Source organism: Arthrobacter sp. Y3221159, assembly GCF_059089885.1.
This window is the reverse complement of record NZ_JBNHFC010000004.1, coordinates 232,330-255,202: the sequence shown is the minus strand read 5'-3', so window position 1 is coordinate 255,202 and position 22,873 is coordinate 232,330. Positions and strand designations below refer to the sequence as shown.

General features: G+C 63.3%; 20 protein-coding genes and 1 pseudogene. 14 read left to right on the top strand and 7 right to left on the bottom strand.

Annotated elements, in window-relative coordinates:
• The 6 genes from AC5RT3_RS06555 to pntB all read left to right on the top strand — a co-directional run.
• Positions 1 to 577 (top strand): aminomethyl transferase family protein (locus AC5RT3_RS06555; protein ID WP_494123793.1); only part of this gene is annotated, 577 nt, incomplete at its 5' end.
• Between the two features lie 145 nt (positions 578 to 722).
• Positions 723 to 3,041: an FdhF/YdeP family oxidoreductase gene (locus AC5RT3_RS06550; protein WP_494123792.1), complete on the top strand. Its 2,319-nt coding sequence runs from the start codon at positions 723 to 725 to the stop codon at positions 3,039 to 3,041.
• Between the two features lie 50 nt (positions 3,042 to 3,091).
• Positions 3,092 to 4,309 (top strand): formaldehyde dehydrogenase, glutathione-independent, encoded by a 1,218-nt coding sequence (gene fdhA, locus AC5RT3_RS06545; protein ID WP_494011200.1) that lies wholly within the window; start codon positions 3,092 to 3,094, stop codon positions 4,307 to 4,309.
• A 193-nt stretch (positions 4,310 to 4,502) separates the two neighbouring features.
• Positions 4,503 to 5,543: an AAA family ATPase gene (locus AC5RT3_RS06540; protein WP_494053172.1), complete on the top strand. Its 1,041-nt coding sequence runs from the start codon at positions 4,503 to 4,505 to the stop codon at positions 5,541 to 5,543.
• Positions 5,544 to 6,337: 794 nt separating this feature from the next.
• Positions 6,338 to 7,903, top strand: a complete 1,566-nt coding sequence (locus tag AC5RT3_RS06535; RefSeq protein WP_494053173.1) for a Re/Si-specific NAD(P)(+) transhydrogenase subunit alpha — start codon at positions 6,338 to 6,340, stop codon at positions 7,901 to 7,903.
• A complete protein-coding gene (gene pntB, locus AC5RT3_RS06530) occupies positions 7,900 to 9,372 on the top strand; it encodes a Re/Si-specific NAD(P)(+) transhydrogenase subunit beta (protein WP_494011197.1) in 1,473 nt (490 codons plus the stop codon). The genes AC5RT3_RS06535 and pntB overlap by 4 nt, the downstream gene beginning before the upstream one ends.
• A 288-nt stretch (positions 9,373 to 9,660) precedes the next feature.
• On the opposite strand, the gene AC5RT3_RS06525 is transcribed toward pntB, so the two are convergent.
• Positions 9,661 to 10,431, bottom strand: a complete 771-nt coding sequence (locus AC5RT3_RS06525) for a hypothetical protein (RefSeq protein WP_494123791.1) — start codon at positions 10,429 to 10,431, stop codon at positions 9,661 to 9,663.
• A gap of 1,040 nt (positions 10,432 to 11,471) precedes the next feature.
• Between AC5RT3_RS06525 and AC5RT3_RS06520 the strand changes: the two genes are divergently transcribed.
• On the top strand, positions 11,472 to 12,020 hold the full coding sequence (locus AC5RT3_RS06520) for an AMIN-like domain-containing (lipo)protein (protein WP_494011195.1): 549 nt from the start codon (positions 11,472 to 11,474) through the stop codon (positions 12,018 to 12,020).
• A gap of 960 nt (positions 12,021 to 12,980) precedes the next feature.
• Here AC5RT3_RS06520 and AC5RT3_RS06515 read toward each other — a convergent pair.
• Positions 12,981 to 13,430 carry an SRPBCC family protein gene (locus AC5RT3_RS06515; protein WP_494011194.1) on the bottom strand — a complete coding sequence of 150 codons (450 nt, stop codon included), beginning with the start codon at positions 13,428 to 13,430 and terminating at the stop codon, positions 12,981 to 12,983.
• 222 nt (positions 13,431 to 13,652) lie between these two features.
• Between AC5RT3_RS06515 and AC5RT3_RS06510 the strand changes: the two are divergent.
• Positions 13,653 to 13,838 (top strand): annotated as a pseudogene (locus AC5RT3_RS06510) (DUF2382 domain-containing protein); the annotation flags it as partial.
• A gap of 51 nt (positions 13,839 to 13,889) precedes the next feature.
• Here AC5RT3_RS06510 and AC5RT3_RS06505 read toward each other — a convergent pair.
• Positions 13,890 to 14,351 (bottom strand): hypothetical protein, encoded by a 462-nt coding sequence (locus AC5RT3_RS06505; RefSeq protein WP_494011193.1) that lies wholly within the window; start codon positions 14,349 to 14,351, stop codon positions 13,890 to 13,892.
• 442 nt (positions 14,352 to 14,793) lie between these two features.
• Here AC5RT3_RS06505 and AC5RT3_RS06500 point away from each other — a divergent pair, with 442 nt between their 5' ends.
• From AC5RT3_RS06500 to AC5RT3_RS06480, 5 genes are read left to right on the top strand one after another with little or no spacing between them, the layout of a single operon-like run.
• Positions 14,794 to 15,594 carry a hypothetical protein gene (locus tag AC5RT3_RS06500; protein WP_494011192.1) on the top strand — a complete coding sequence of 267 codons (801 nt, stop codon included), beginning with the start codon at positions 14,794 to 14,796 and terminating at the stop codon, positions 15,592 to 15,594.
• Between the two features lie 17 nt (positions 15,595 to 15,611).
• On the top strand, positions 15,612 to 16,022 hold the full coding sequence (locus AC5RT3_RS06495; RefSeq protein ID WP_494011191.1) for a phage holin family protein: 411 nt from the start codon (positions 15,612 to 15,614) through the stop codon (positions 16,020 to 16,022).
• Positions 16,019 to 16,714: a DUF3618 domain-containing protein gene (locus AC5RT3_RS06490; RefSeq protein ID WP_494123790.1), complete on the top strand. Its 696-nt coding sequence runs from the start codon at positions 16,019 to 16,021 to the stop codon at positions 16,712 to 16,714. The genes AC5RT3_RS06495 and AC5RT3_RS06490 overlap by 4 nt, the downstream gene beginning before the upstream one ends.
• 50 nt (positions 16,715 to 16,764) lie before the next feature.
• Positions 16,765 to 17,343 (top strand): MarR family winged helix-turn-helix transcriptional regulator, encoded by a 579-nt coding sequence (locus tag AC5RT3_RS06485; protein WP_494123789.1) that lies wholly within the window; start codon positions 16,765 to 16,767, stop codon positions 17,341 to 17,343.
• Complete coding sequence (locus tag AC5RT3_RS06480) at positions 17,340 to 17,801, top strand: DUF4383 domain-containing protein (protein ID WP_494053180.1); 462 nt, start codon at positions 17,340 to 17,342, stop codon at positions 17,799 to 17,801. The genes AC5RT3_RS06485 and AC5RT3_RS06480 overlap by 4 nt, the downstream gene beginning before the upstream one ends.
• A gap of 566 nt (positions 17,802 to 18,367) precedes the next feature.
• On the opposite strand, the gene AC5RT3_RS06475 is transcribed toward AC5RT3_RS06480, so the two are convergent.
• The 4 genes from AC5RT3_RS06475 to AC5RT3_RS06460 all read right to left on the bottom strand — a co-directional run bounded on the left by AC5RT3_RS06475 (position 18,368) and on the right by AC5RT3_RS06460 (position 22,172).
• Complete coding sequence (locus AC5RT3_RS06475; RefSeq protein WP_494053181.1) at positions 18,368 to 19,297, bottom strand: ferredoxin family protein; 930 nt, start codon at positions 19,295 to 19,297, stop codon at positions 18,368 to 18,370.
• Positions 19,287 to 20,492 (bottom strand): cupin domain-containing protein, encoded by a 1,206-nt coding sequence (locus tag AC5RT3_RS06470; RefSeq protein WP_494053182.1) that lies wholly within the window; start codon positions 20,490 to 20,492, stop codon positions 19,287 to 19,289. The genes AC5RT3_RS06475 and AC5RT3_RS06470 overlap by 11 nt, the downstream gene beginning before the upstream one ends.
• A gap of 3 nt (positions 20,493 to 20,495) precedes the next feature.
• Positions 20,496 to 20,855 (bottom strand): BatC protein, encoded by a 360-nt coding sequence (locus tag AC5RT3_RS06465; protein WP_494123788.1) that lies wholly within the window; start codon positions 20,853 to 20,855, stop codon positions 20,496 to 20,498.
• Positions 20,856 to 21,239: 384 nt separating this feature from the next.
• Positions 21,240 to 22,172 carry a LysR family transcriptional regulator gene (locus AC5RT3_RS06460; RefSeq protein WP_494053184.1) on the bottom strand — a complete coding sequence of 311 codons (933 nt, stop codon included), beginning with the start codon at positions 22,170 to 22,172 and terminating at the stop codon, positions 21,240 to 21,242.
• Between the two features lie 129 nt (positions 22,173 to 22,301).
• On the opposite strand from AC5RT3_RS06460, the gene AC5RT3_RS06455 reads away from it, so the two are divergent.
• Positions 22,302 to 22,634: a CBU_0592 family membrane protein gene (locus AC5RT3_RS06455; protein WP_494053185.1), complete on the top strand. Its 333-nt coding sequence runs from the start codon at positions 22,302 to 22,304 to the stop codon at positions 22,632 to 22,634.
• Positions 22,635 to 22,873: the final 239 nt, after the last annotated feature.

Below are 22,873 nucleotides of genomic sequence, written 5' to 3'. Positions count from 1 at the left end.
CGGCGGCGTACCCGTCACGGCCATGCGCCTGTCCTACGTCGGCGAACTCGGCTGGGAACTCTACACCAGCGCCGACAACGGCCAGCGCCTCTGGGACACGCTCTTCAAAGCAGGACAGCCCCACGGCATCATCGCCGCCGGCCGCGCCGCGTTCAGCTCCCTCCGCCTGGAAAAGGGCTACCGCTCCTGGGGCACCGACATGACCACCGAACACGACCCCTACGAAGCCGGCCTCGGGTTCGCCGTCAAAATGACCAAAGACAACTTCGTCGGCAAAGCCGCCCTCGAAGGCCGCACCGAGGAAAACTCCGCACGGCGCCTGCGCTGCCTCACCATCAACGACGGCCGCTCCATCGTCCTCGGCAAAGAACCCGTGTTCTACAAAGACCAGCCCCTCGGCTACGTCACCAGCGCCGCGTACGGCTACACCGTCCAAAAACCCATCGCCTACGCCTACCTCCCCAACGAAGTCTCCATCGGAGACTCCGTCGAAATCGAATACTTCGGCCGCCGCATCCCAGCCACCATCACCCAAGACCCCCTCTACGACCCCACCATGACCAGGCTCCGGGGCTAAGCCGCGCCCTGCGGCCAACAAGGCAAGCGGCCCGGATCCTTTCCCTCGCAACGACCGGGTCCGGGCCGCTAACTCCGCCTCTTCCGCAAGCCGCATAAGCATTTGCCGGCTGCTTCACTTCCAGGATCTGAAAGGGATAACACCCGTGGCATCCAAAGCCCCCCGCGAAAACATCGACGAGTCAAAGCTGACCGTCACCAAGCCCAAGACCAAGGCCGTAGGCATCCCGGCCGTTGCCAACGCGTTGAAAATTTCGCTGGAACAGATGGGTCCACTGCGCAGTGTCCACACGCTCCTGGCTGTGAACCAGCTGGACGGGTTCGACTGCATGGGCTGCGCCTGGCCTGAACACGAAAAGCGCAACGCCGCCGAGTTCTGCGAAAACGGCGCCAAGGCAGTGGCCGAGGAAGCCACCCGTCGCCGCGTCACCCCGGAATTCTTTGCCCAACATTCAGTTGCTGATCTCAAGACCCGCGACGACTACTGGCTGGGCCAGCAAGGCCGGCTTACCCACCCGATGTTCCTGGATGAAGGCGCAACCCACTACAGGCCCATTGAATGGGACGAGGCTTACGACCTCATGGCGGAGGAGCTGCGGGGCATGGAGCACCCCGACCAGGCGGTCTTCTACACCTCCGGCCGGACCTCCAATGAAGCAGCATTCGTATACCAGCTGTTGGTGCGGGGAATCGGCACCAACAACCTTCCTGACTGCTCCAACATGTGCCACGAATCCTCGGGATCGGCGCTGGTGGAGACCATTGGAATCGGCAAGGGTTCTGTCAGCCTGACGGACCTGGAAACGGCGTCGCTGATCTTCGTGGCGGGCCAGAATCCCGGTACCAACCACCCACGCATGCTGAGTGCACTGGAGAAGGCGAAAAAGAACGGCGCGATCATTGTGTCCGTCAATCCCCTACCCGAAGCCGGACTCCTGCACTTTGAAAATCCGCAGCATGTATCAGGCATGGTGTCGGGGATCCGGTTGACGGACGACTTCCTGCAGATCCGTGCCGGCGGCGACCAGGCCCTGTTCCAGGGCCTGGGCAAATACCTGCTTGAAGCCGAAGCTGCCGGCCGGAACACCCCGGGCCTGGAAACGGTCCTGGACCACGACTTCATCGCCAACCACACAGTGGGCATTGATGACTACCTGCGTTACCTCGAGAAGGTGGAGTGGGATGACATCGTGGAGGCCACGGGTCTCACCTTGGAGCAGATCCACGCAACGGGAGAACGGCTGCTTGCATCGAATGCCACCATCGTGTGCTGGGCCATGGGACTGACCCAGCACAAGCATTCCGTGCCTACCCTCCGTGACGTGGTCAACGTCCTGCTCCTCCAGGGCAACATCGGCAAGCCCGGCGCAGGGGTTTGCCCGGTGCGCGGTCACTCGAACGTCCAGGGCGACCGCACCATGGGCATCTTCGAAAAAATGCCGGAGACGTTCCATGACCGGCTTGACCAGGAATTCAGGTTCCGGTCTCCCAGGGAGCACGGCTTTGACACGGTGGCCGCCATCCGCGCCATGCGGGACGGCAAGGTCCGCTTCTTCATGGGGATGGGTGGCAACTTCGTGCGCGCCGCCCCGGACTCCGAGGTCACCGAGCAGGCCCTGGCCAATACCCGTTTGACCGTTCAGATCTCCACGAAACTGAACCACTCGCACCTGTCCACAGGCCGCAGGGCGTTGATCCTGCCAACGCTCGGACGCACAGAGAAGGATACCCAGCAGACCGGCGACCAGCGGGTCACGGTGGAAGATTCCATGAGCGCCGTCCATGCGTCACGGGGACGGCTCAAGCCCGCCAGCGAACACCTCCACTCTGAGGTAGCCATCGTGTGCAACCTCGCGCACAGGGTGTTTGCCGAGGGGCACGGCCGTCTGCCCAACACGCCCCAGGCCAGCTGGCTCGCCATGCGGGATGACTACTCGCTGATCCGGAAGCACATCGAAGCGGTCGTTGACGGCTTTGAAGACTTTGAAGAGCGGATCCAGCATCCGGGCGGCTTTGTGCTGCCACACCCGCCGCGCGACGCCAGGAAGTTCGACACCGCGTCCGGGAAAGCCCACTTCACGGGCAACGAGCTGGAGTTCATCAAAGTCCCTTCCGGCCGGCTGGTCCTGCAAACCCTGCGCTCACATGACCAGTACAACACCACCATCTACGGCAAGGACGACCGTTACCGCGGCATCCATGGTGGCCGGCGCGTGGTGCTCATCAACGCCCAGGATGTCAGTGATCTCGGTTTTGCCGACGGGGAGATGGTCCACCTGATCTCCGAGTTCCAAGGGACGGAGCGGCGGGCCGAAAACTTCCGGATCGTGTCGTATTCGACGCCGAAGGGTTGCGCCGCCGCCTACTATCCCGAGACCAACGTCCTGGTACCTCTGGACTCCGTGGCGGATACCAGCGGAACGCCTACCTCCAAGTCCGTGATCATCCGGCTGGAAAAGGCCTAGATCCCTCTCAAGTTCTCCATTTCAGTAACACCAACGATTAGGAAGTGACCATGTCAGGAAACAGAGCAGTCGCCTACAAGGAACCCGGTGTCGTCGAAATCATCGACACTGAGTACCCGACGTTTGAGCTCAAGGACGGCCCCGGCGTCAATCCGGCCAACGTCGGCCGCAAGGTGCCGCATGGCGCGATTCTCCGTACCGTGACCACCAACATCTGCGGTTCGGACCAGCACATGGTCCGGGGCCGCACCACAGCTCCGCAGAACCTTGTCCTCGGCCACGAAATCACCGGTGAAGTGGTGGAGGTTGGGCCCGACGTCGAGTTCATCAAGGTCGGCGACATCGTCTCCGTACCCTTCAACATCTCCTGCGGCCGCTGCCGCAACTGCAAGGAGCAAAAGACCGGAATCTGCCTCAACGTCAACCCTGACCGGCCGGGCAGCGCCTACGGCTATGTGGACATGGGCGGCTGGGTCGGCGGCCAGGCAGAGTATGTCCTGGTCCCCTACGCCGACTGGAACCTGCTGCGCTTCCCGGACCGCGACCAGGCGCTGGAGAAGATCATGGACCTGACCATGCTCTCCGACATCTTCCCCACCGGATTCCACGGCGCAGTCACGGCCGGTGTCGGCGTCGGCTCCACCGTCTATGTCGCCGGTGCAGGTCCTGTTGGCATCGCCGCCGCCGTCGGCGCCCAACTGCTGGGTGCCGCCGTCGTCATTGTGGGCGACATGAACGAAGACCGCCTGGCGCAGGCGCGCTCGTTTGGCTGTGAAACCGTCAATGTTTCCAAGGGCGACCCGAAGGACCAGATTGAACAGATCCTCGGCGTCCCGGAAGTGGACTGCGGCGTGGACGCCGTCGGCTTCGAAGCCCGCGGCCACGGCAAGGACGCCACCCACGAGGCGCCCGCCACCGTTCTGAACTCCCTCATGGACATCACCGCGGCCGGCGGTTCCCTGGGTATTCCGGGCCTCTACGTCACCGGGGATCCGGGTGCAGTTGATGAGGCTGCAAAGCACGGCTCGCTCTCGCTCTCCCTGGGCACCGGCTGGGCTAAGTCTTTGTCCTTCACCACAGGCCAGTGCCCTGTCATGAAGTACAACCGTCAGCTCATGATGGCCATCCTCCACGACAAGGTCCAGATCGCAAAGGCAGTCAATGCCCAGGCCATTCCGCTTGAAGACGCCCCGCGCGGCTACGCCGAATTCGACGCCGGAGCGGCAACAAAGTTCGTGCTGAACCCCAACGGTTACGTGAAGGCTTAGTACCGATCAACGGATACCGGGCCGCAGGGCGAATGTCCTGCGGCCCTCGGTGTCCGCGCAAACTGCCAGCCACCGCATCGCCGTCGTCGTCGAAGTTTCCGGCGGCGATCCGTTAGGAGGCGCGCGCCGATAAGCCGCGGTGATAACGAGGCCAACCCAACCCCGGTCCCGAAACGAGTACTACAGTAGATGCATGGCTCCCAGCCGCCATCCGCTCGACGACCTGCGCGAAACCATCGGCCACCTGGCCGATCAGCTCAAGCTGCCCGGTGCGGAGCGCGTCGACGACCTCGTCGGCGATCTCATCGGTGCAAGGCCCGGTCCGGCCCGGCCGCTGTCCGAGGTGCAGGCCGAACTCGACGCGCTGGTCGGCCTGGAGACCGTGAAGGAACAGGTACGGGCCCTCGTCGCACTGCTCCAGGTCCAGGCCCGCCGTAAGGCGCACGGCCTGCCGGAGGTGGCCACATCACAACACCTGGTGTTCCTCGGAAACCCGGGAACGGGCAAGACCACCGTGGCGCGGCTCCTGGCTGAGATGTACCGCGCGGTTGGACTGCTGCAGAAGGGCCACCTGGTCGAGGTGGACCGTTCAGGCCTGGTGGGGCAGTACGTAGGCGCGACCGCCATCAAGACAGACCGGGTGATCCGGCGTGCGCTGGACGGCGTCCTGTTCATCGACGAGGCCTACGCTCTGGCCCCGGAGGACGGCCGGATGGACTTTGGTCCAGAGGCGATCGAAGTCCTGCTCAAGCGGATGGAGGACTACCGCCACCGCCTGGTGGTGATCGTGGCCGGATACCCGCGGCTGATGGAGTCCTTCCTGCTCTCGAACCCCGGACTGCGCTCCCGGTTCGCCCGGGAGATCACGTTCCCCGACTACTCCGTCGACTCACTCCAGACGATCTTCCACCGTATGCTGGCCCAGCACGAGTACGTGTTGGAGCCGGGTGCGGACGAGATGCTGCGCCGCATCTTCACCGGGCTCCACGCGAGCGAGGACTCCGGCAACGCACGGTTCGCCCGCACGCTTTTCGAGCAATCCCTCAACCGCCAGGCGCTGCGGCTCTCGCTCGACAAGGAACGAAGTCTCGACGCGCTCGATCGTGAGGCCGTCATGACGCTCACCGCAAACGACATCATCGAGGCCGCGCTGGCCCTGGGCGAGGCGCCGGAGCCGGAGCCGGAGCCGACGCCGGAACTGGAGCAGCCACGCTGGTGGCGCTGGCTGGTCTGACCGTATCCGGCCGGCTCCCAAGCGAACGCACGTTCCGCCCACGAGCGGGAAGAAGCACAACCAATCCCGTTGTCTTGCAAGCGGCCCGCAGCTGTCCTGTCCACCCCAAGCTGCCTCGCCGCCACCCCGGGACATGTTCTGGGGTCCGCGATCAGCGCTGTCATGAATCAGCGTCGTGGTGCCAGCAAAAAGTTCAGATATATCTTATTTCAATCTTTGATATATAAGTTCTATACTAGATCGGGGTCCGCTGAAGGATCGATTCTTAACTCGATGAGGAGTAGAACAGATGCAGCAACTCGCGCACCGTCTCCGGGGGCTGGGCACCGAGACTGCCTTCAGCGTCGCGGACGCCGCAGCCACCCGGAAGAGCCGGGGATACTGCGTGTTTCCCTTCCATGGTGGCGACCTCAGCATTCCGACAGCCCCGCACATTGTGGACGCTACGAACAGGGCGACCGCCGATGGTTACCCGGGCTACTGCCCCAGCCTTGGAATTCCGCAACTGCATGAGGCCCTCGCTGAGGAGCTGGGGACGGGTTCCGCCAAATCTGCAGGTCCTGCAAATATAAGCAGGGCGAAGGAGCATGTCCGCCCTGTCCGACTGCCTGAAGGACAACATTCAGCAACCTTCTCCAGCAGGACTCCTTGACCGGGCCTAAGCGGACCAATGCAGTAGGTCCTGTTTGCCCAACCGCAGGAGCACCGAATTTGTCGCGCATCCAGCGGGCACAGCAGATGCTGTCCCCCGGCAGCGGAATTCCCCAGGCACCACATCCTAGAGAGAGAGAATAGTGACGCGTATAGGCATCGTGGCCGAGTTAGGTCGCGAGACGAGGGTGGCGGCAACGCCTGTCACCGTGAAGCAGTTGTTGGAATTGGGCTACGACGTTGTAGTCGAAAAGGGAGCCGGTGAGTCCGCGTCCTTCCGGGACGAGGCATACGCTGCGGCGGGCGCTCTAATCGTCGGCGCCGACGATGCGTGGGGCAGCGACGTAGTGCTGCGGGTCAATCCGCCAACTGACGAAGAGATAGGGCGGCTGCGTGACGGCGCCACCCTGATCGGGATGCTGAGCCCTGCTTTGCGGCCGGAGCTTGTTGAGGCTTTGGCAGCCCGGCCCATCACCGCCCTTGCCTTGGATGCCGTGCCGCGGATTTCGCGGGCGCAGTCGATGGATGTCCTGAGTTCGATGGCGAACATCGCCGGGTATCGTGCCGTGGTCGAGGCCGCCCATGAGTTCGGCAGGTTCTTTACTGGGCAGGTCACCGCGGCGGGCAAGGTCCCGCCGGCGAAAGTTCTCGTTGCCGGCGCGGGTGTCGCCGGCCTGGCGGCGATCGGTGCGGCGAGCAGCCTGGGCGCGATCGTTCGCGCGACGGATCCGCGGCCCGAGGTGGCGGATCAGGTGAAGTCAATTGGTGGTACTTACCTCAAGGTTGAGGTAGAGGAAGAGATGAAGTCCTCTGACGGGTACGCCAAGGCGACGTCGGAGGCGTACAACAGGCGCGCAGCCGAAATCTACACCGAGCAGGCCCGTGACGTGGACATCATCATCACCACGGCCCTGATTCCGGGCCGGCCCGCACCGAAACTCCTCACGGCCGATGACGTAGCCGGGATGAAACCGGGCAGCGTGATCGTGGATATGGCTGCCGGGCAGGGCGGCAACGTTGAAGGCTCCGTGGCAGGCGAACGGGTGGTGACGGAAAACGGTGTCATCATTCTTGGCTACACCGATCTGCCGGCACGGCTTCCGGCCCAGGCTTCACAGCTGTACGGGACCAACCTGCTGAACCTCCTGAAGCTCCTCACCAAGAACAAGGACGGCCAGCTGACCCTTGACTTCGATGACGTGGTTCAGCGCTCCGTGACGGTCGTACGCGAGGGAGAAAAAACCTGGCCACCGCCCCCCGTCCAGGTCTCAGCGGCACCCCAGGCCCAGGCGGCGGTCACGCCAGCCAGTGAACAACCTGCCGGCAAAGCTGACAAGAAGACCGGGCTGAGCGCTGCCGGTAAAGCCGGTCTGATTGCTGCGGGTATCGCCGTGCTTTTCGGGATCAATGCAGTGGCGCCGGATCCGCTGCCTCAGCACTTCACAGTGCTGATGCTCTCAATCGTCGTGGGCTTCTATGTCATCGGGAAAGTGCACCACGCGCTGCACACTCCCCTGATGTCCGTTACCAACGCGATCTCCGGAATCATCGTCGTCGGAGCACTTTTGCAGATCACCTCAAACAACATCATCGTCCAGGCCCTCTCGGCGGTTGCTGTTCTGCTTGCCAGCATCAACATTTTCGGCGGATTCGCCGTCACCCGGCGCATGCTCGCGATGTTCTCCAAGGGAAATAAGGCACAGGGATGAGCGCCGTACGCGAAGCAACAGGAATTCTTACGAGGAGCAGTACAGTGACTGATACCGTTTCCGGTCCCTTGACCGCAGAGTCCGTAGCCGGGGCGGCATACATTGTCGCAGCCCTGCTGTTCATCCTCAGCCTCGCAGGGCTGAGCAGGCACGAGAAGGCCCGCGCAGGGGTTATCTACGGGATCTCCGGAATGGTGGTGGCCCTGGCAGCGACCATCTGGTTGACCCTCCAAAACGCCTGGGGCTCATCTCACGTACTCACCGGTCTCATCCTGCTCGTGGCCGCGGTGCTGGTCGGGGCCGCGATCGGCTTGTGGCGCGCCCGCGTGGTCCAGATGACCGGAATGCCTGAACTCATCGCGCTGCTGCACAGCTTCGTCGGCCTTGCCGCGGTGCTGGTCGGCTGGAACGGGCACCTCGAGAGCCCCGAACTGCCCGACGCACTCAAAGCGATCCACCACGCAGAAGTGTTCATCGGGGTCTTCATCGGCGCCGTCACCTTCACCGGCTCCATCGTCGCCTACCTGAAACTCTCGGCCCGAATGAAGTCCTCACCGCTGATGCTGCCGGGCAAGAACGCGATCAACCTCGGTGCCCTCGCCGCCTTCGTCGTCCTGACCGTCTGGTACGTCAACGACACCCAGTTGTGGCTCCTTATCGTCGTCACCATCCTCGCCCTGGGCCTGGGCTGGCACCTCGTAGCCTCCATCGGCGGCGGCGACATGCCCGTCGTCGTCTCCATGCTCAACAGCTACTCCGGCTGGGCAGCAGCCGCCGCCGGCTTCCTGCTCAACAACGACCTGCTGATCATCACCGGCGCCCTCGTCGGCTCCTCCGGCGCCTACCTCTCCTACATCATGTGCAAAGCCATGAACCGGTCCTTCATCTCCGTCATCGCCGGGGGCTTCGGCATCGAAGCGCCCAAGACCGGAGACACGGACTACGGAGAGCACCGGGAAATTTCCGCACAAGCAACTGCCGAACTGCTCACCAGCGCCTCCAGTGTCGTCATCACCCCCGGTTACGGCATGGCAGTGGCGCAGGCCCAATACCCCGTCGCCGAACTCGCCCAGCAACTCCGTGACCGCGGCGTAGACGTCAAATTCGGGATCCACCCCGTCGCCGGGCGCCTGCCTGGACATATGAATGTCCTCCTCGCCGAAGCCAAAGTTCCTTACGACATCGTCATGGAAATGGATGAAATCAACGACGACCTTGACGGGACGTCAGTCGTCCTCGTCATAGGAGCCAACGACACCGTCAACCCCGCGGCGGCGGAAGACCCGGGCAGCCCCATCGCCGGCATGCCCGTCCTCCGCGTCTGGGAAGCCGAAAACGTCGTCGTCTTCAAACGATCCATGGCCGCCGGATACGCCGGAGTCCAAAACCCCCTGTTCTTCCGCGACAACTCCCAAATGCTCTTCGGCGACGCCAAACAACGCGTCGAAGACATCCTCCGGGCCTTCTGACCCAACGAACCTTCCAAGACGAGGAGAGACCATGCCCAGACATCGAACAGCACTTCCTAGCGTGGTTCTGACAACACTTCCTCCACGTAGGCCCAATCAGTTGATGGGCGCTGAGGAAGCACCCTTTGCGCAAGCCTTTGGCATCGACGACTACGCTGCATCGCCTTGGTTGGGCCTTCACTACAGGCACGAGTTGTTACTGCACTGCAATCACGAATTGCTGGAGCATCAGCATCTGAAGGACTAGGGCCGGATCTGCGCCCATCGCCTCACCAGCAGTTCCAGGGGCTAGGAGCCGGTCAGCGAGGCACGCCAAGCTGGCACGAGGCCCGGGTGAAGGATGTCCGGTTGGGCTCGGTCAGTCCATTCTCTGACACCGGGCGCCAGGAACTCATGGACCCGAACCTGACAACGGGCGCCGCCGTACGGCCAGTCCGGTATAGCAGAGGAGGTGTGGACACTGTCCACACCTCCTCTGCTAACCCGAGAGAACGGGAGCGAGGAACCACGCCCAGCCAGAAGCCGCATTGGGACTTCCCCAGTGTTATGGCCAGAGGGCAATAATGAGGACTGCGGCGGCGAGGACGAACAGGGCGGGCGCTGCCGGAATGGATCGCTTGACGGTTCCGGTGGAGAACCGATCCAGCACCTTCCGCAGACGTGTCCTGACTTTGTCGCCGTGTGCATGCCGAGGACGAGCAGAATCAGGCATGGGATGCAGAACACGAGGGCGTAGCCGGTGAGCACTAACAGGCCGACGGGGATGTCGCCGTCCGCTGCGACCATCCGTTCGATCGCGATGAAGTAGGGGAACGCGTTGGGCAGGTCAGCGACAGTGGTGAGGACGCCCAGCGGGAAAGCCGTCCACAGCCCGAACCAGGACGGCAGGTCGATGCCTTTCCTTTCCCGGTCCTTGACGCTGCGGAAACCTGCGACGGCAAGAGTGATGCGGCGACGAGGAACACTCCACGGCGCAGCCAGAATCAGCGTGATGACAACGATGGTGGCCTCAGCCGCCTGCTGAAGAAGCGCGTCGGCCATGTGTTCCCTGTTGCTCATCCAAATCCAGTGAAGAACCGGGAAGGGCGCGTCCGGCAAACGGAGCGCGCTTTTTCGTGCCCGCGGGCCTTGTGGCCTGCTCATGGTGCCCACCTGCATATTCCCGGCTCTGATCGTGCGGAGTTGCGTCCGGTTTTGTCAGCCGCACCGGCCTAAACTCTTGCCATGCACCCCTTAGTGGCGGTCGGTCTGGTATTCCTTACTGGACTTGCCTGGATGGGTACCGTCCTGACTTTGTTGATTGCCTTGGCGAAATCCCGCCAAAGGTCGCCGGCTGAAGCCAGAAGCCCGAACCAAAGCGAAGAGGCCGACAGCCGCTATCAGAAGGCTTCGCGACTGCAGCCTTGAGAAGGCACCTGCCTTAGATGAGGTACGGCGAATCCGCGAAGATGTAATCCGTCCCCGTACTGCCGGTCCGACTCCGCACGCCCCACTGACCCTCGGCAGACGTGCTGTGAATAGATGACGTAGAGGTGGCGAGCTCGGGCGTGTGGACTCAGTCACAGGAGCGTGCTGCTCGGGGCCGCCATCACCTACTGCCACATCTTTGGGGCAGCAGGCGATCCTAGCCCGCTTCCGGGCACGGTCCTCACTCGCTGCAGGCGCGGGCGGAACGAGCCCCAGGGGGCGGAGCGGCGGGTAGGCTGCGTGTCCTTGAGGTGACGGAGGTCCTGCGCTGCGGCCGCCAACACCCGAATGACTGATGGAAGTGGTCAGCGTCTGATGCCCTGGTGGGTGACTGTCTTCGAGTGCCGTACCGGCTGACTGCTCAACCACGAGTATGAAACAAGATACCCACCTGGCGCCCACCATCAAGCTGCCTGGCCATGGCCTTGTTACCAAGCATCACGGCCGGGTCCAGAAACGACACCGAAACGATCAAAAAGGCCGGCAAAGAGCCTCGGAATTTACTGCCACGTGACCCGGATGCAGCGTTCTTCACGGTTCCGCTCCGAACCCGCAACAACCCTCGTCTTGGGGGCCTGGCACTGCCTAATCTTGAGCTGTCCAACCGCACCACTCCCCCTTGGATGGCACCAATGAAAAAACTCCTCCTCTGGCTCACGGCGCTCCTCGCGGCCGTCGGGCTGGGTATCGTCGCGCCGGGGCCCGCTTCGGCAGCCACCTCCTATTGCGGGCTCGCATGGGGATCTCAGGACAAAGCAGCGCCCGAGATGAGCTCAGCATCCGTCATCAACGTCCGGACAGGGCAGCAACCCTGCTTCGACCGGATGGTGGTGGACCTCAACGGCCCCGCAACAGGCTACACAGTGCGCTACGTCCCCGATATTGTCCAGGACGGCACCGGCCACACGATTCCGGTGTATGGCAATGCGCGCCTGCAGGTCGTCGTGAACGCACCCTCGTATGACAGCAACGGCAACGTCACCTACAACCCTGCCGCGAAGGCTGAGCTGTCCAACGTTGCCGGCTACCAGACGTTCCGGCAAGTCGTTTACGCCGGAAGCTTCGAGGGTTCCACCAGCATCGGCCTGGGCGTCCGTGCCCGGCTGCCCTTCCGGGTCTTCACCCTGGACGGACCGGGATCCGGTTCCCGGCTAGTTGTGGACGTCGCCCACTTCTGGTGACGGGCACGAGAGGTGCCGCATGCCGGTGACCCGGGGTGTGGCACCTCTCTATGTGCCAACGGCCCTGCCGGCTTCGTTCATCAGCCTTTACAACCTTCCGAGGGAACTGGATGTTTCCTTGGGAAAGAGTCATTCACCCGCGAAGATCGGCCCGCCGTTGAGCTCAGCGTACGCCGCGACAAGCGAGGGGTGTGCCCCCTTTTGTGCCTGGGCTGCTGTTGCCTCTCAGTCACCCTTTAGGGCACTCATACCGCGAGGAAACCCAAAATCGATTGCCGTCAGGTTGGGCATATGTGCATCCTTAATGGTGGCTAGAAGGTATCGGTGGCGTGTAGTCGTTTCAAATGGCTTCGACCGCACCGCGGTGTGGACCGGGCTGGCCGCTAACAAGGCGGAAGCCGAAGCGTTAGCCCTTTCCGAGCACCCCGGATGGTTCATCCAGGAAGCCGGTCGTGCCGTGGAACCCTACTGAGCATGTTCATATTCCACCCAGCGGCGAACACGTAAGAAACGGGTTACCGACTAACCCCCAAATCCCCGTCCAACTGCTTGCGAATAAGAAAGCCGGGCCTGTCCCGCGTCCGGTTCTGCCAGTGGAAAGAGTGCTTTCTGAGGCAGCTTCGCCCGTGGCTCATGATTTCGGTCGGCGACGATGATTGCGGCGTCTTCCTTCCGGCGTGCAGTCAGACTGCCGTTAAAGAGTGGCAGCTTCATCGGAGTGGTCCCGCCGCTGGATCCCGCCGCACTCTGCTACACGGTTGCATTAGTGCCGCTGTTCCTTCCCTATGAGTCCAAACTGGGCCCAAGCCGGTCACGGCACGAATTCGTCCTCGATGTCCAAAGTTGACCCTCGTAATCACACCCTTGGAACTGAACCCGCCCAACCCTCAATCGGCGGGGCTTTTTCATACCTGGAGGGGCGCAGGCAAACGGAATGCATCCACGCCATACCGGAAACGCCTAATGCACCTCTCCCTGCAAGGAGCCGGTTCCGGTACCTCTGGCCTCAATAAACTCCTTGAAGCGGCGCAGGTCCGCCCTGACCTGCATGTTGTCGAATCCTAGAACGGCCCCGGTCTTTTCAATGAAGGACTCCGGGGCCCATTCAAGACGGACCCAGATGCGCGTCACGCCGGTCTCAAGCGGCGTGAACGTGACGGCGCCGGCATGCGTCTGGCCGTCGATGCTGCGCCAGGCGATCCGCTCATCAAGGCGTTGTTCGATGATTTCAGTGTCGAACTCACGCCTGGCTCCACCGATGTTCACGACCCAGTGGTTCGTCCGATCGTCGAGTTGGGCTACGGAGTCCACCCCGGACATGAAATTGGGGAAGAGCTCGAACTGGGTCCACTGGTCATATGCCGCGCGCACGGGAACCGTGACGTCAATGGTCTCTTCGACTGTTTGCATGCTTGCTCTCCTTCTAGTGAAGGGCGGGCCTCAGCTGCCGCCTTTGACAACCCCTTACCCATACCCGCGCCGCCACTCCCACGACCGTAGACCACGGATCACCAGTCGATGCCGTTGGAAGCGCGACGAGTGGCCGAGCAAGAAACCGCCGCTGACCGTCGCAATTGAACCGGCTGAAGAGGAGCGGCTGTACGCTCACTACAACCTGGGCGGCGGCACTACCCCGCGATCAGCGAGGAAGAACACGAAGTCATCCTCCACGAGGAACGCCCCGTGGTCCAGAAGGAAGCCGTCCCGGTCGAGCGGGTCCGGCTGGACAAGGACACCTTGACCGAAGACGTCACCGTCAACGAGGAAGTCCGCAAGGAAAACATCGAAGCTGACGGAATCGGCGACACCCGCCGCTAAACAGCAGCGGAAGGGCCCGCGCAATGAGCGCGGGCCCTCCTGTACCTCCTATTAGATAGCGCCGGCGGCGAGGTCCGCGGCGGCGTCAGGTTCTGTCCGGTCGCTTTTCTCCAGCGCCGGTGTCGGCTCGGGTTCCCGGGCGGTTGCCTGCATGGAACGCCAGGCGACTGTTCCTGCTGCCATGACCAGCAATCCACCGATCCACCACCACTTCCGTGCCCCTGGTCGCCGCGCCTCGACCGGCTCAGCAACTTCAGTCGCGGCCTTCCGCCCTGCCCTCCTTAATTGCTCCTGGACCCGCGGAGTCAGTGTCTCCACCCCGCCTGCGAGCTCGTCAGCGAGCCGGCGCAATACCAGTTGAAGGCGCGGGGAGGCCGCTTCAATGCCGGTATCGAGACCGTCAACCGCCCTTTGCAAAGCGGCCTGCACCCCCGGCGTGGCCCACTCCTTCCCCCTGGCCAGTTGGATCCTGAGGTTCTCAGAAAGACGGTGGACCTGCTCGGTTTCAGTCAAAGGTTGTGCCGTGCGCATGAGTGCCTCCCGGGGTAGATGGATGCCCATAGCCTACGGCGGACAGCACCACCGGAAACAGGCCCTGGCACAACCGCTGATTCCTGACATCCAACTCTGCGCCCTGAGGCTGGCCAGCCCCACCCGGATGACCTCAAGGATAAATGCGCCCTGACGGGCGCTCTCTGATCGTCAACCTCCGCGACCCCTGCGCAAACAGCAGACGGACACGCTATCGGTACCCAAGAGCCCCAGGTACAGGAACCACCAGGTAGGGGCAAAAGCCTCTGCAACGCATCCGCGCTGGCGCCGGCATTAGCGCACCTGTGCTTGCGGATCTAATAGCAAGTGTGCTTACTATCTAACTAGTAACCATGCTTACTAATTGCAGGTGGCATGAAATTCTCTGGCCTGCTGCCCGTGCATCAACTGAAGGAGAGCGATGATGACTGAGAACCAGTGGTCCGGCGCTTCAACGCCTGGCACCCTTGACCAGTCCGGCAACACTGCCCCGGCCACGACCGCGGAGTCGGCCGGAAGCTCGGATTCGAAGAAGGACGTCGCCAAGGAGGAGGCTTCGCAGGTGGCGGGGCAGGCAGCCTCAGCGGCGCAGGGAGTGGCCCAGAAGGCCAAGAGTGAGGCAGCGAACGTCGCCGCAGAGGCGACGTCCAGCGCTAAGGACTTGCTTGGCCAGGCCAAGCAGGGCCTGTCCAGCCAGGCCGGGACCCAGCAGCAGAAGGCGGCCGAGGGTATCCGGACTATCTCCAGCCAGCTGCAGAGCATGGCGGACGCCCCGGACCAGCAGGGCTTGGCAAGCGGCCTGATCAGGCAAGCTGCACAGCGCAGCGAATCCGTTGCTTCCTGGCTGGAGAACAAGGAGCCGGGCGACCTGCTGGGCGAGGTTCAGCGGTTCGCACGCAACCGCCCCGGCACGTTCCTGCTGCTGGCCGCCGGTGCAGGTGTTCTGGCAGGGCGGTTGACCCGCGGCCTTACAGCAGGCGCTCCTGCGTCCCAAACTGCCTCCATTCCCCCGCTTCCAGTGCAGGCACCCAAGGCCGAAACGGCTGTCGCAGCAGGCGTCCGCGAACCCTTTCCTGAGGCAGCGGCAGCGCCCGCGGCATATGGCGAAACCATCTACGGGGAACCGGGGCGGCCGGCTTTTTCCGGCACCGAGGCAGGTGGCGTTCCACTCAATGACCTGGATGACCCGTACAACAACACTCCCGGTGGAGGTCGGCAGCTGTGAGTAGTCAGATTCCTGAGATGCCGCCGAGTGAGGCGCATCAGAAGGCCGATAACGCCTCTTTGGGTGAGTTGCTGGGTGATGTGACCCGGGACCTGTCCACCTTGATGCGCCAGGAAGTGGAGTTGGCCAAGGCCGAAGCGAAGCAGTCAGCGACGAGGGCAGGGAAGGGCGGCGGGATGCTCGCTGGCGCCGGCGTGGCCGGGCACTTCGTCCTGGTCTTCCTGTCCCTGGCACTGATGTTCGCCCTCGGCGCCCTGATGCCGCTGGGCTGGGCTGCCGTGATCGTCGCCGTGGTCTGGGGCATCATCGCCGCGGTCCTGGCCAGCATTGGCCGGAAGGAACTCAAGCAAGTCAAGGGCCTGCCGCAGACGGGCGAAACCCTTTCCGAAATTCCCCCAACTCTGAAACCAGGTGAGGTCAACCGATGAGCGAGAACCCGGATGCAATCCGCGAAGAAATTGAAGCTACCCGCGCACGCCTGAGCACCGATGTGGACGCCGTCGCGGACAAGGTCACCCCGTCCAACATCGTCCACCGCCAGACTGACAAGGTCAAAGATGCCGTAGCCGGGGTCAAGGACAAGATTATGGGCGCAGCCGACACCGCTACTTCAAAGGTTCAGGATACGGTCGGCTCGGCTACGTCCACGGTCCATGACAAGGTCTCCTCCGGCGCCAGCCACACCGGGGGTGCACTGCATTCCAGCGGTGAGTCGCTGCACGGGGCCAAGGATAACGTGGCGGCGAAGCTCTCCGGCGCACGTACGGCGATCTCACACGCTCCGGCGCAGGTCAAAGCCCAGGCCCAGGGCAACCCTTTGGCCGCCGGACTCATCGCCTTCGGCGCCGGCATGCTCCTCTCGTCCCTGATCCCGGCAAGCACCAGGGAACGTGAAGCTGCGGACCAGCTCAAGACGGCGGCCCAGCCGCTGGCCGGCAAGGTCACCGAGGCGGCCAAGGACGTGGTCCAGGACCTGAAAGAACCAGCGCAGGAAGCGGTGGAGAACGTCAAGGCCGCCGCGGCCGACGGCGCCCAGAACGTTAAGGCAGAGGGTCAGGGAGCCGTCAGCGACGTCAAGGACCGGGCCGCCGACGCCAAGGACAACGTCCAAAACACGTGAGCGGCGAGGACAGGGCCCGCGGGTTGCCCCGCGTAGCGGCGGAGCCACCCGTGGGCCCCGACCCTGACCTTTCCGCCGGCGGTCCGCGGCATATGAGCGCGTCAGTCCCGGCGGGGCCGGAGCGGTGGGCCACACACCGTCTTCTGGGCATCGTCGCACGGCTTACCGAGCGCCGGCTCAACCGTCAGCTCGCTCGCCTGAGGCTCACCAAAGGCGGCCTGGAGACGCTGGAGGCCGTGGCGGAACTGGAACCGGCCACAGCGTCCGACGTCGCCGATCTGCTCTGCGTGAGCAAGCAGAGCCTCGGCAAAGTCCTGTACCGCCTCCATGGTCTCGGGTATCTGGCCAAGGAGCCGGGAATCGATGGCCGCAGCGCCAACCTCCGCCTTACCGAAGCGGGCAGAACCGCCCTCTCAACAGCAGAGGACCTGATTGCAGCCATTCCCGAGTCTGTTGCTGATGCCGAGTTCCGGCACCAGTTGGAACACCACATAACCCAACTCAGGAACATGGAGCACATCCCACTCCCCCGCCGGCGTGCAGCCCAAGGCCATCACCGAAGGTCTTCAGGCTCCACGCCGGAAAACATCATCGACCCACACGTGAAGAAAACAGGAGCACCCCAATGACCGCGACCAACCGCGTGACCGGGCCGAAAACAACCCTCCAAAAGGCAGCGCAGGCAGTAGGCGCTGTCTTCCTCCTGGTGGGAGTCCTGGGATTCATCCCGGGCATTACCAGCAACTACGAAACGCTCTCGTTCGCCGGGCACGAATCCGGAGCACTTCTGCTGGGCATCTTCCAGGTTTCGATCCTGCACAACATTGTTCACCTGCTTTTCGGCGTCGCCGGGATCCTGATGTCCCGCACCCACGGACAGTCCCGCAACTACCTGCTCTACGGTGGCGTCGTCTACCTTGTCCTGTGGCTCTACGGCCTCATCATCGGGCACGATACTCCGGCCAACTTCGTGCCCGTCAACACCGCGGACAACTGGCTCCACTTCGTCCTCGGCATCGCCATGATCGCTCTGGCCATCCTGCTTTCGCGCAACGCCAACCGCACCCGCGGCGCCGCCACCCGCTAGCACGGAATACTTAACGGTTCAGCCGCCGCTGAGCCTCAGCCGTAAAGAGGGGTCCGGGCACTGCCCGGCCCCCTCTTGGGTGTCTACAGGCACTTCCCGCTGGTGCCGTGAAGCAAGAGCAATCACGAGGCAAGTGGCCGGAGACGCAGGGCAATCCCGAAGTAAGGGGGGGTCCCCGTGGAGCAGCTTATAAGCTTGGATTGACCGTCACTTTTCCAGGTCTTATTGATCCGGGACGTTGGAGGCCTGGAGAGCACGTCCACCTCTGCCAACGGTCAAAGCGGTTAGCCTCGGCGAACCGGGTGCCGGTCATGACCAGGAACAGGAATACGGTAGAGCGTCGGGTGTCGCGGGCCAACGACTCTCCGCAGCAAAGGTCGAAAACAGGCATGCCTACGCCGCAGCCCCACTCCTCGTCCTGGACCTCGTGCCCGGCATCGCGGCGACGGCGTCCAGCTAACTCGGGAACGGGCGCCTACCCTTTGCTCGATGCCTTGGTTCGCCGGGTCGATTGGCACCGCCATCGACTCGCCGATAAAGGAACTGCCTTCGATAAACCCGGTCCTTTAGACGGCACGGATCGAAATGAGCTCGTAGACCGTGGCCGAGCTTGTTGCCGGTCCGCGGCAGGTTAGCCGGCATGGCGGGCCGCGGTGGGTACGGAGTTCGATGTCGATCCGCGCGGGGTGAGGAGGAGATCCAGTGATGTGGATCCGCCAGTGATCACCGCTGCTGGAGGTCTCGATCACTCTGTAGTCATTCCGGCCGGCCGGGCCGAACCGCCTGAGCGTGGCCGCGACGGCGGTCTGCTGTGCTGGAAAGAGATCCGTGTATCCGCGCAAATGCTCCGCGCTGATACGGCCAGCGAGGTGTCCTTCGATCGTGGCGACGGACGACTCCTCGTCCAGATTTCCGTAGTAGACACCGTCTGGTGCAACCACGACGTTGGCTGCGAACCTGTCACCTCCTACATGCGAACATTCCCACACCAGCTCCGGCCACCGCTCGCTCAACGCTCGTCCCACGGGCCGTCCCCACACGGCACAGCATTGGTCATGTTGACTGTGAGTGCAGACCAGGATGAGGGGTGGATAGTCGAGCGTTCCGGGGAGGCTCAGGGCTTTGGCAATCTCCGCCAGATCCTCATCCTTGCCCCACGTTCCCCATTGCTGACGATAGGCGCCCGAATCCTCATGGTGCAGTACTGCCCAATGGCTCTTACCTTCACGGCGGCGGGGGCCGGGCCGTCTCACCAGCAGCACCCGCGCCCGCGCCGCCTTCGCGGCGGAGAGCACGAGTGCTTTGGTTTCAGGCTCAAGATCAAGCCCTTCAAAGCCATTGAGAGGCCACCCGCCCCGGTACTCGATGAGGACCCAGACGACGCCGTGCGGCGCTGTGCCTGCAATCGGGTCGCCGCGCAACCGGGCGCCTTCAGAGCAGAAGAAGCGCTTTGTGGCCGCCGCTGTGGCGAAGTCGCTGTCTAGATCACTGTTCAACGGGAACGAGGACCCCCGCGCGCAACAGTCTTTCAACGAGTTCGACGCCGAGATCACCCGCGGTGTGAATCTCCCCGTCGAGCAGTCGCGTGACGGAAGGCAGATCGGTCGCTGGGAAGTCGAGCCAACCCACGCGCGTGGTGAGGCGCAGTCCCTCCAGACGCGCTTCCAGTGAACCGCGAAGCCGGACCACAGACTCGGGGCTTAGGCCGCCGACAGCCGCGAGCTGGGCCAGCGGCCCCAGCGGTCCCGGGCGACCCTGACCACGCCGGGTACGTTGGAACAAAGAACTGGTTTCAGCCTCAACGACAGCAGCGGCGAGGCGTTCACGGACGATGTCGAGCTCCGCACCAGGCCCTTTGACGCCCAACGGCAACGTACGGCGCATCTCGGGATCATCGCACAGCGCTGCAAGCGCGGCCTGCGCGAGTTGTTCGGCCAATGCGTAGCGGGTCCAACTGTGGATGCCGAGCGTGAGGTGGATGGAAACCGCGCCCTGCGTCTGGGCGGCATGCAACCAGCCCCGCGGCAGGTAGAGGACATCCCCCGGCTCAAGCACCGTGTCGATGTAGGCCTCGCCTTTGGCGGCCTCCGCCACAGCGGAGCGGCGATCGGTCCAAGGCTGATCACGCAGCGGGTCCCTGTGGACCGGCTCATGGATGATCCAGCGTTTTGTCCCTTCGATCTGCAGGACGAAGACGTCGTGCACGTCGTAGTGATCGTCGAACCCACGGTTCTGGGGCGGCGTGATGTAGGCATTCGCCTGCACCGGATGTCCCAACTCAGTGCTCAGACTGCTGCTGAAGTCAGAGACAGGCGCCCATGTGCGGTGCAGTGCTTGCAGCACGAGCGTGGCACCGTCCGCAAACTTGCGCCAAAGCGCTGTGTCGTCGAGCTGGTCAGAGATGGTGGCGCCGACGCCGGCGGGCGAGGTGAACGACGAGTCGGGAAATGTAGAGCCGCCCTTGGCAACGCGGAGAAAAGGCGTGCGCAGACCCCGGCGCGAGACCAATTCGTCGACGGCCCCGGCAGAGAACAGATCGGAGAAGTCACTGGCGCCACGCGTGAGAAGCGCCGTGCGCCCCCAGACGTCGCCGGCGAACCTCTCACGGCCTATCTTAATCAGGCGTGTTTCCAGGACCCCGCCGCTTTTCACGGCGCCGGGGTCCTGGAAGTCCGTGCGGGTGGTGCTCAAAATTCAGATGCCCCGTTCCGCGGCTCCACCATCGGCACCGCCGTCGGCACCCCCGTCAGCCCCACCATCGGCACCGCTGTCAGCCCCACCGTCGGCACCCCCGTCGGCACCGCTGCCAGCTTCACCGTCGGCACCCCCGTCGGCACCGCTGCCAGCTTCACCGTCGGCACCCCCGTCGGCACCGCTGTCAGCTCCCCCGTCGGCACCGCTGTCAGCTCCACCGTCGGCACCGCTGTCAGCTCCACCGTCGGCACCGCTGTCGGCACCCCCGTCGGCACCGCCGTCGTGCATGCCGGGGACGCCGGCCGCGCCACCGTCCGCGGGGCCTTCCTGCTGGCTTGGATCCTGCTCTGGACTGGTCATGCTTCCTCCCGAGAATCGAATCGCTTGGATCAGCTCCGTTACTGGCACCTGATCACCCAACCGGGCGATCCTTCATCGGCACCGCCCGTGATCACCCTAACCGCACGGGCCAGCCCTGGGAACAACCCTTTTCTACAACTCAGGCCCCGGCATCTTGGTACAAAGATGGAATCACCGTGCGGGGCCCGTCACGGCCCCGCCGGACCCGTCTGTGGTGGTACCGCCGCAGGTTCCGAGGCGGCTCAAACCAGATACCCGGATTACGCAGTGGGCAATACCGCCGACATCGTTCGCGCCGCCGTCGAACCTCTGTGCCTGTAATGAATCGGCTGTCTACGCTCGCGGGCATCATAATGATTCCTGCGACGGCGTTGCCAGCCTCGGTTAAGTGGCATTATCACGATGCCCACGGGTATCAAATGCGGCGGCTGATTCCCGCAGGAGGCGTGCCACTGTATCTACAGGCAAGTTTGCCGTCCTGCGCCGGTCGAACCGCCGCAGGACGATACGCCTGGTCCCCAACCCAGGAATGTCCAGGACGTCCACACCGTCCTGAACGACGCCGGCCAGAGCCAGCGTGGGTACAATGGCGACACCCTCCCCAGCGGCTACCAGCGCGAGGGCGGTCAGGGTTTCCTGGTACTGATGAACAGTCTCCGCTGCGCCGCCCGTGCGGCGGAGTCGATCGAGTACGGAAGCATTAGCCGCAGAAGGCTCTACTCCCAGCCAGGGAAGGGGCAGCCGGCCGAGATTGACGTTCTCGGTAGTGATAAGTGTCCCGGAAGGAACGACCAGTTTCCATGGCTCGTCCAGCAGCGGTTGCTCAATCATTCCGGCGCCCAATGCTTGTTGCCCTGCCGTTCTCGAGTCCAGTTCGACCACGACGGCGTCGAGCTGGTGTTGACGCAGGAGGCGCATCAGGACCGGGAAATCGTCTTCCACAATCTGGATCTTCAGCTGCGGGTACTGGGATCGCCATTCGGGAAGACGCGGGATCACCAGCGTTCGCACAAAGCTCGTGAATGCGCCTACCTTAACGACGCCTTCGACGGTCGCCCCACCCTGCATCCTGGCGAGGGCAACGCTGACTGCCCGTTCGATCTCCTCGCCGGCTTCAGCCATCGCGACTCCCGCAGGTGTCAGCGACGATCCCTTGGGTGTGCGTACCACCAGGGCATGGCCCGTTTCCGCCTCCAATTTATTGAGCTGTTGGGATACTGCAGATGGTGTGATGCGGAGTTCGTCTGCAGCTGCAAGGATGCCGCCGGTACGTGCAACAGCAAGGAGAACGCGCAACCGGCGCGGGTCGATGTCCATGTTAAGCAGTTCTAAACCACACCTTCAGCAGAATGCAATTGAACTGAAGGTGCTCGTCACTCAATATTTGGCGTAGGACGCACACATTGCCGCTTGGCAGACGCGGGGTGCCGCTGTGGAAAGGACATCATGGAACTGCTGTGGGAAGCTGCTGGCTGGGGCGGCGCAGTTGCAATCCTGAGTGCCTATTTGGCTGTCTCCATGGGCTGGTTAAAGGCCGGTAAGGGCTTCCAATCAGCGAATCTTATCGGAGCCTGTGCCCTCATAGTCAATGGCGTCTTTCATGGGGCATGGCCGTCGGTTGTGACGAACGTTGCCTGGTTCCTAATCTCTGGCATAGCGCTCTTTCGCATGCGCGTAATTCATGAGCCGGCCGTTGGCGAAGTTCAACCGACGCAGCTTCCCGGCGTCCCTGACGCAACAGGCCAACTGCCGATTGTTGGACCAAGTCGAGCAGTCTGAGACCTGTCGTGCCCAAAGCGTTGGAGGCTGCGGCCGGAATGCGTGTGTGGACAGTTTCCTTTGGTCGAACGTGGGGGTCAGGGTTCGGCGATCTCGAGGCCCACGTTGAGGGGTCGACGTCGTCGGGGTCGGGTCCGCCGCGCACGCCGCGGTCAAGCAAGCGCATCGATGGCATCCAGTTCTGCAGCGGAGAGCCCAGCTGGCAGCGCCGGCCAGCCCGATCGCCGCCGCGCCGGCCC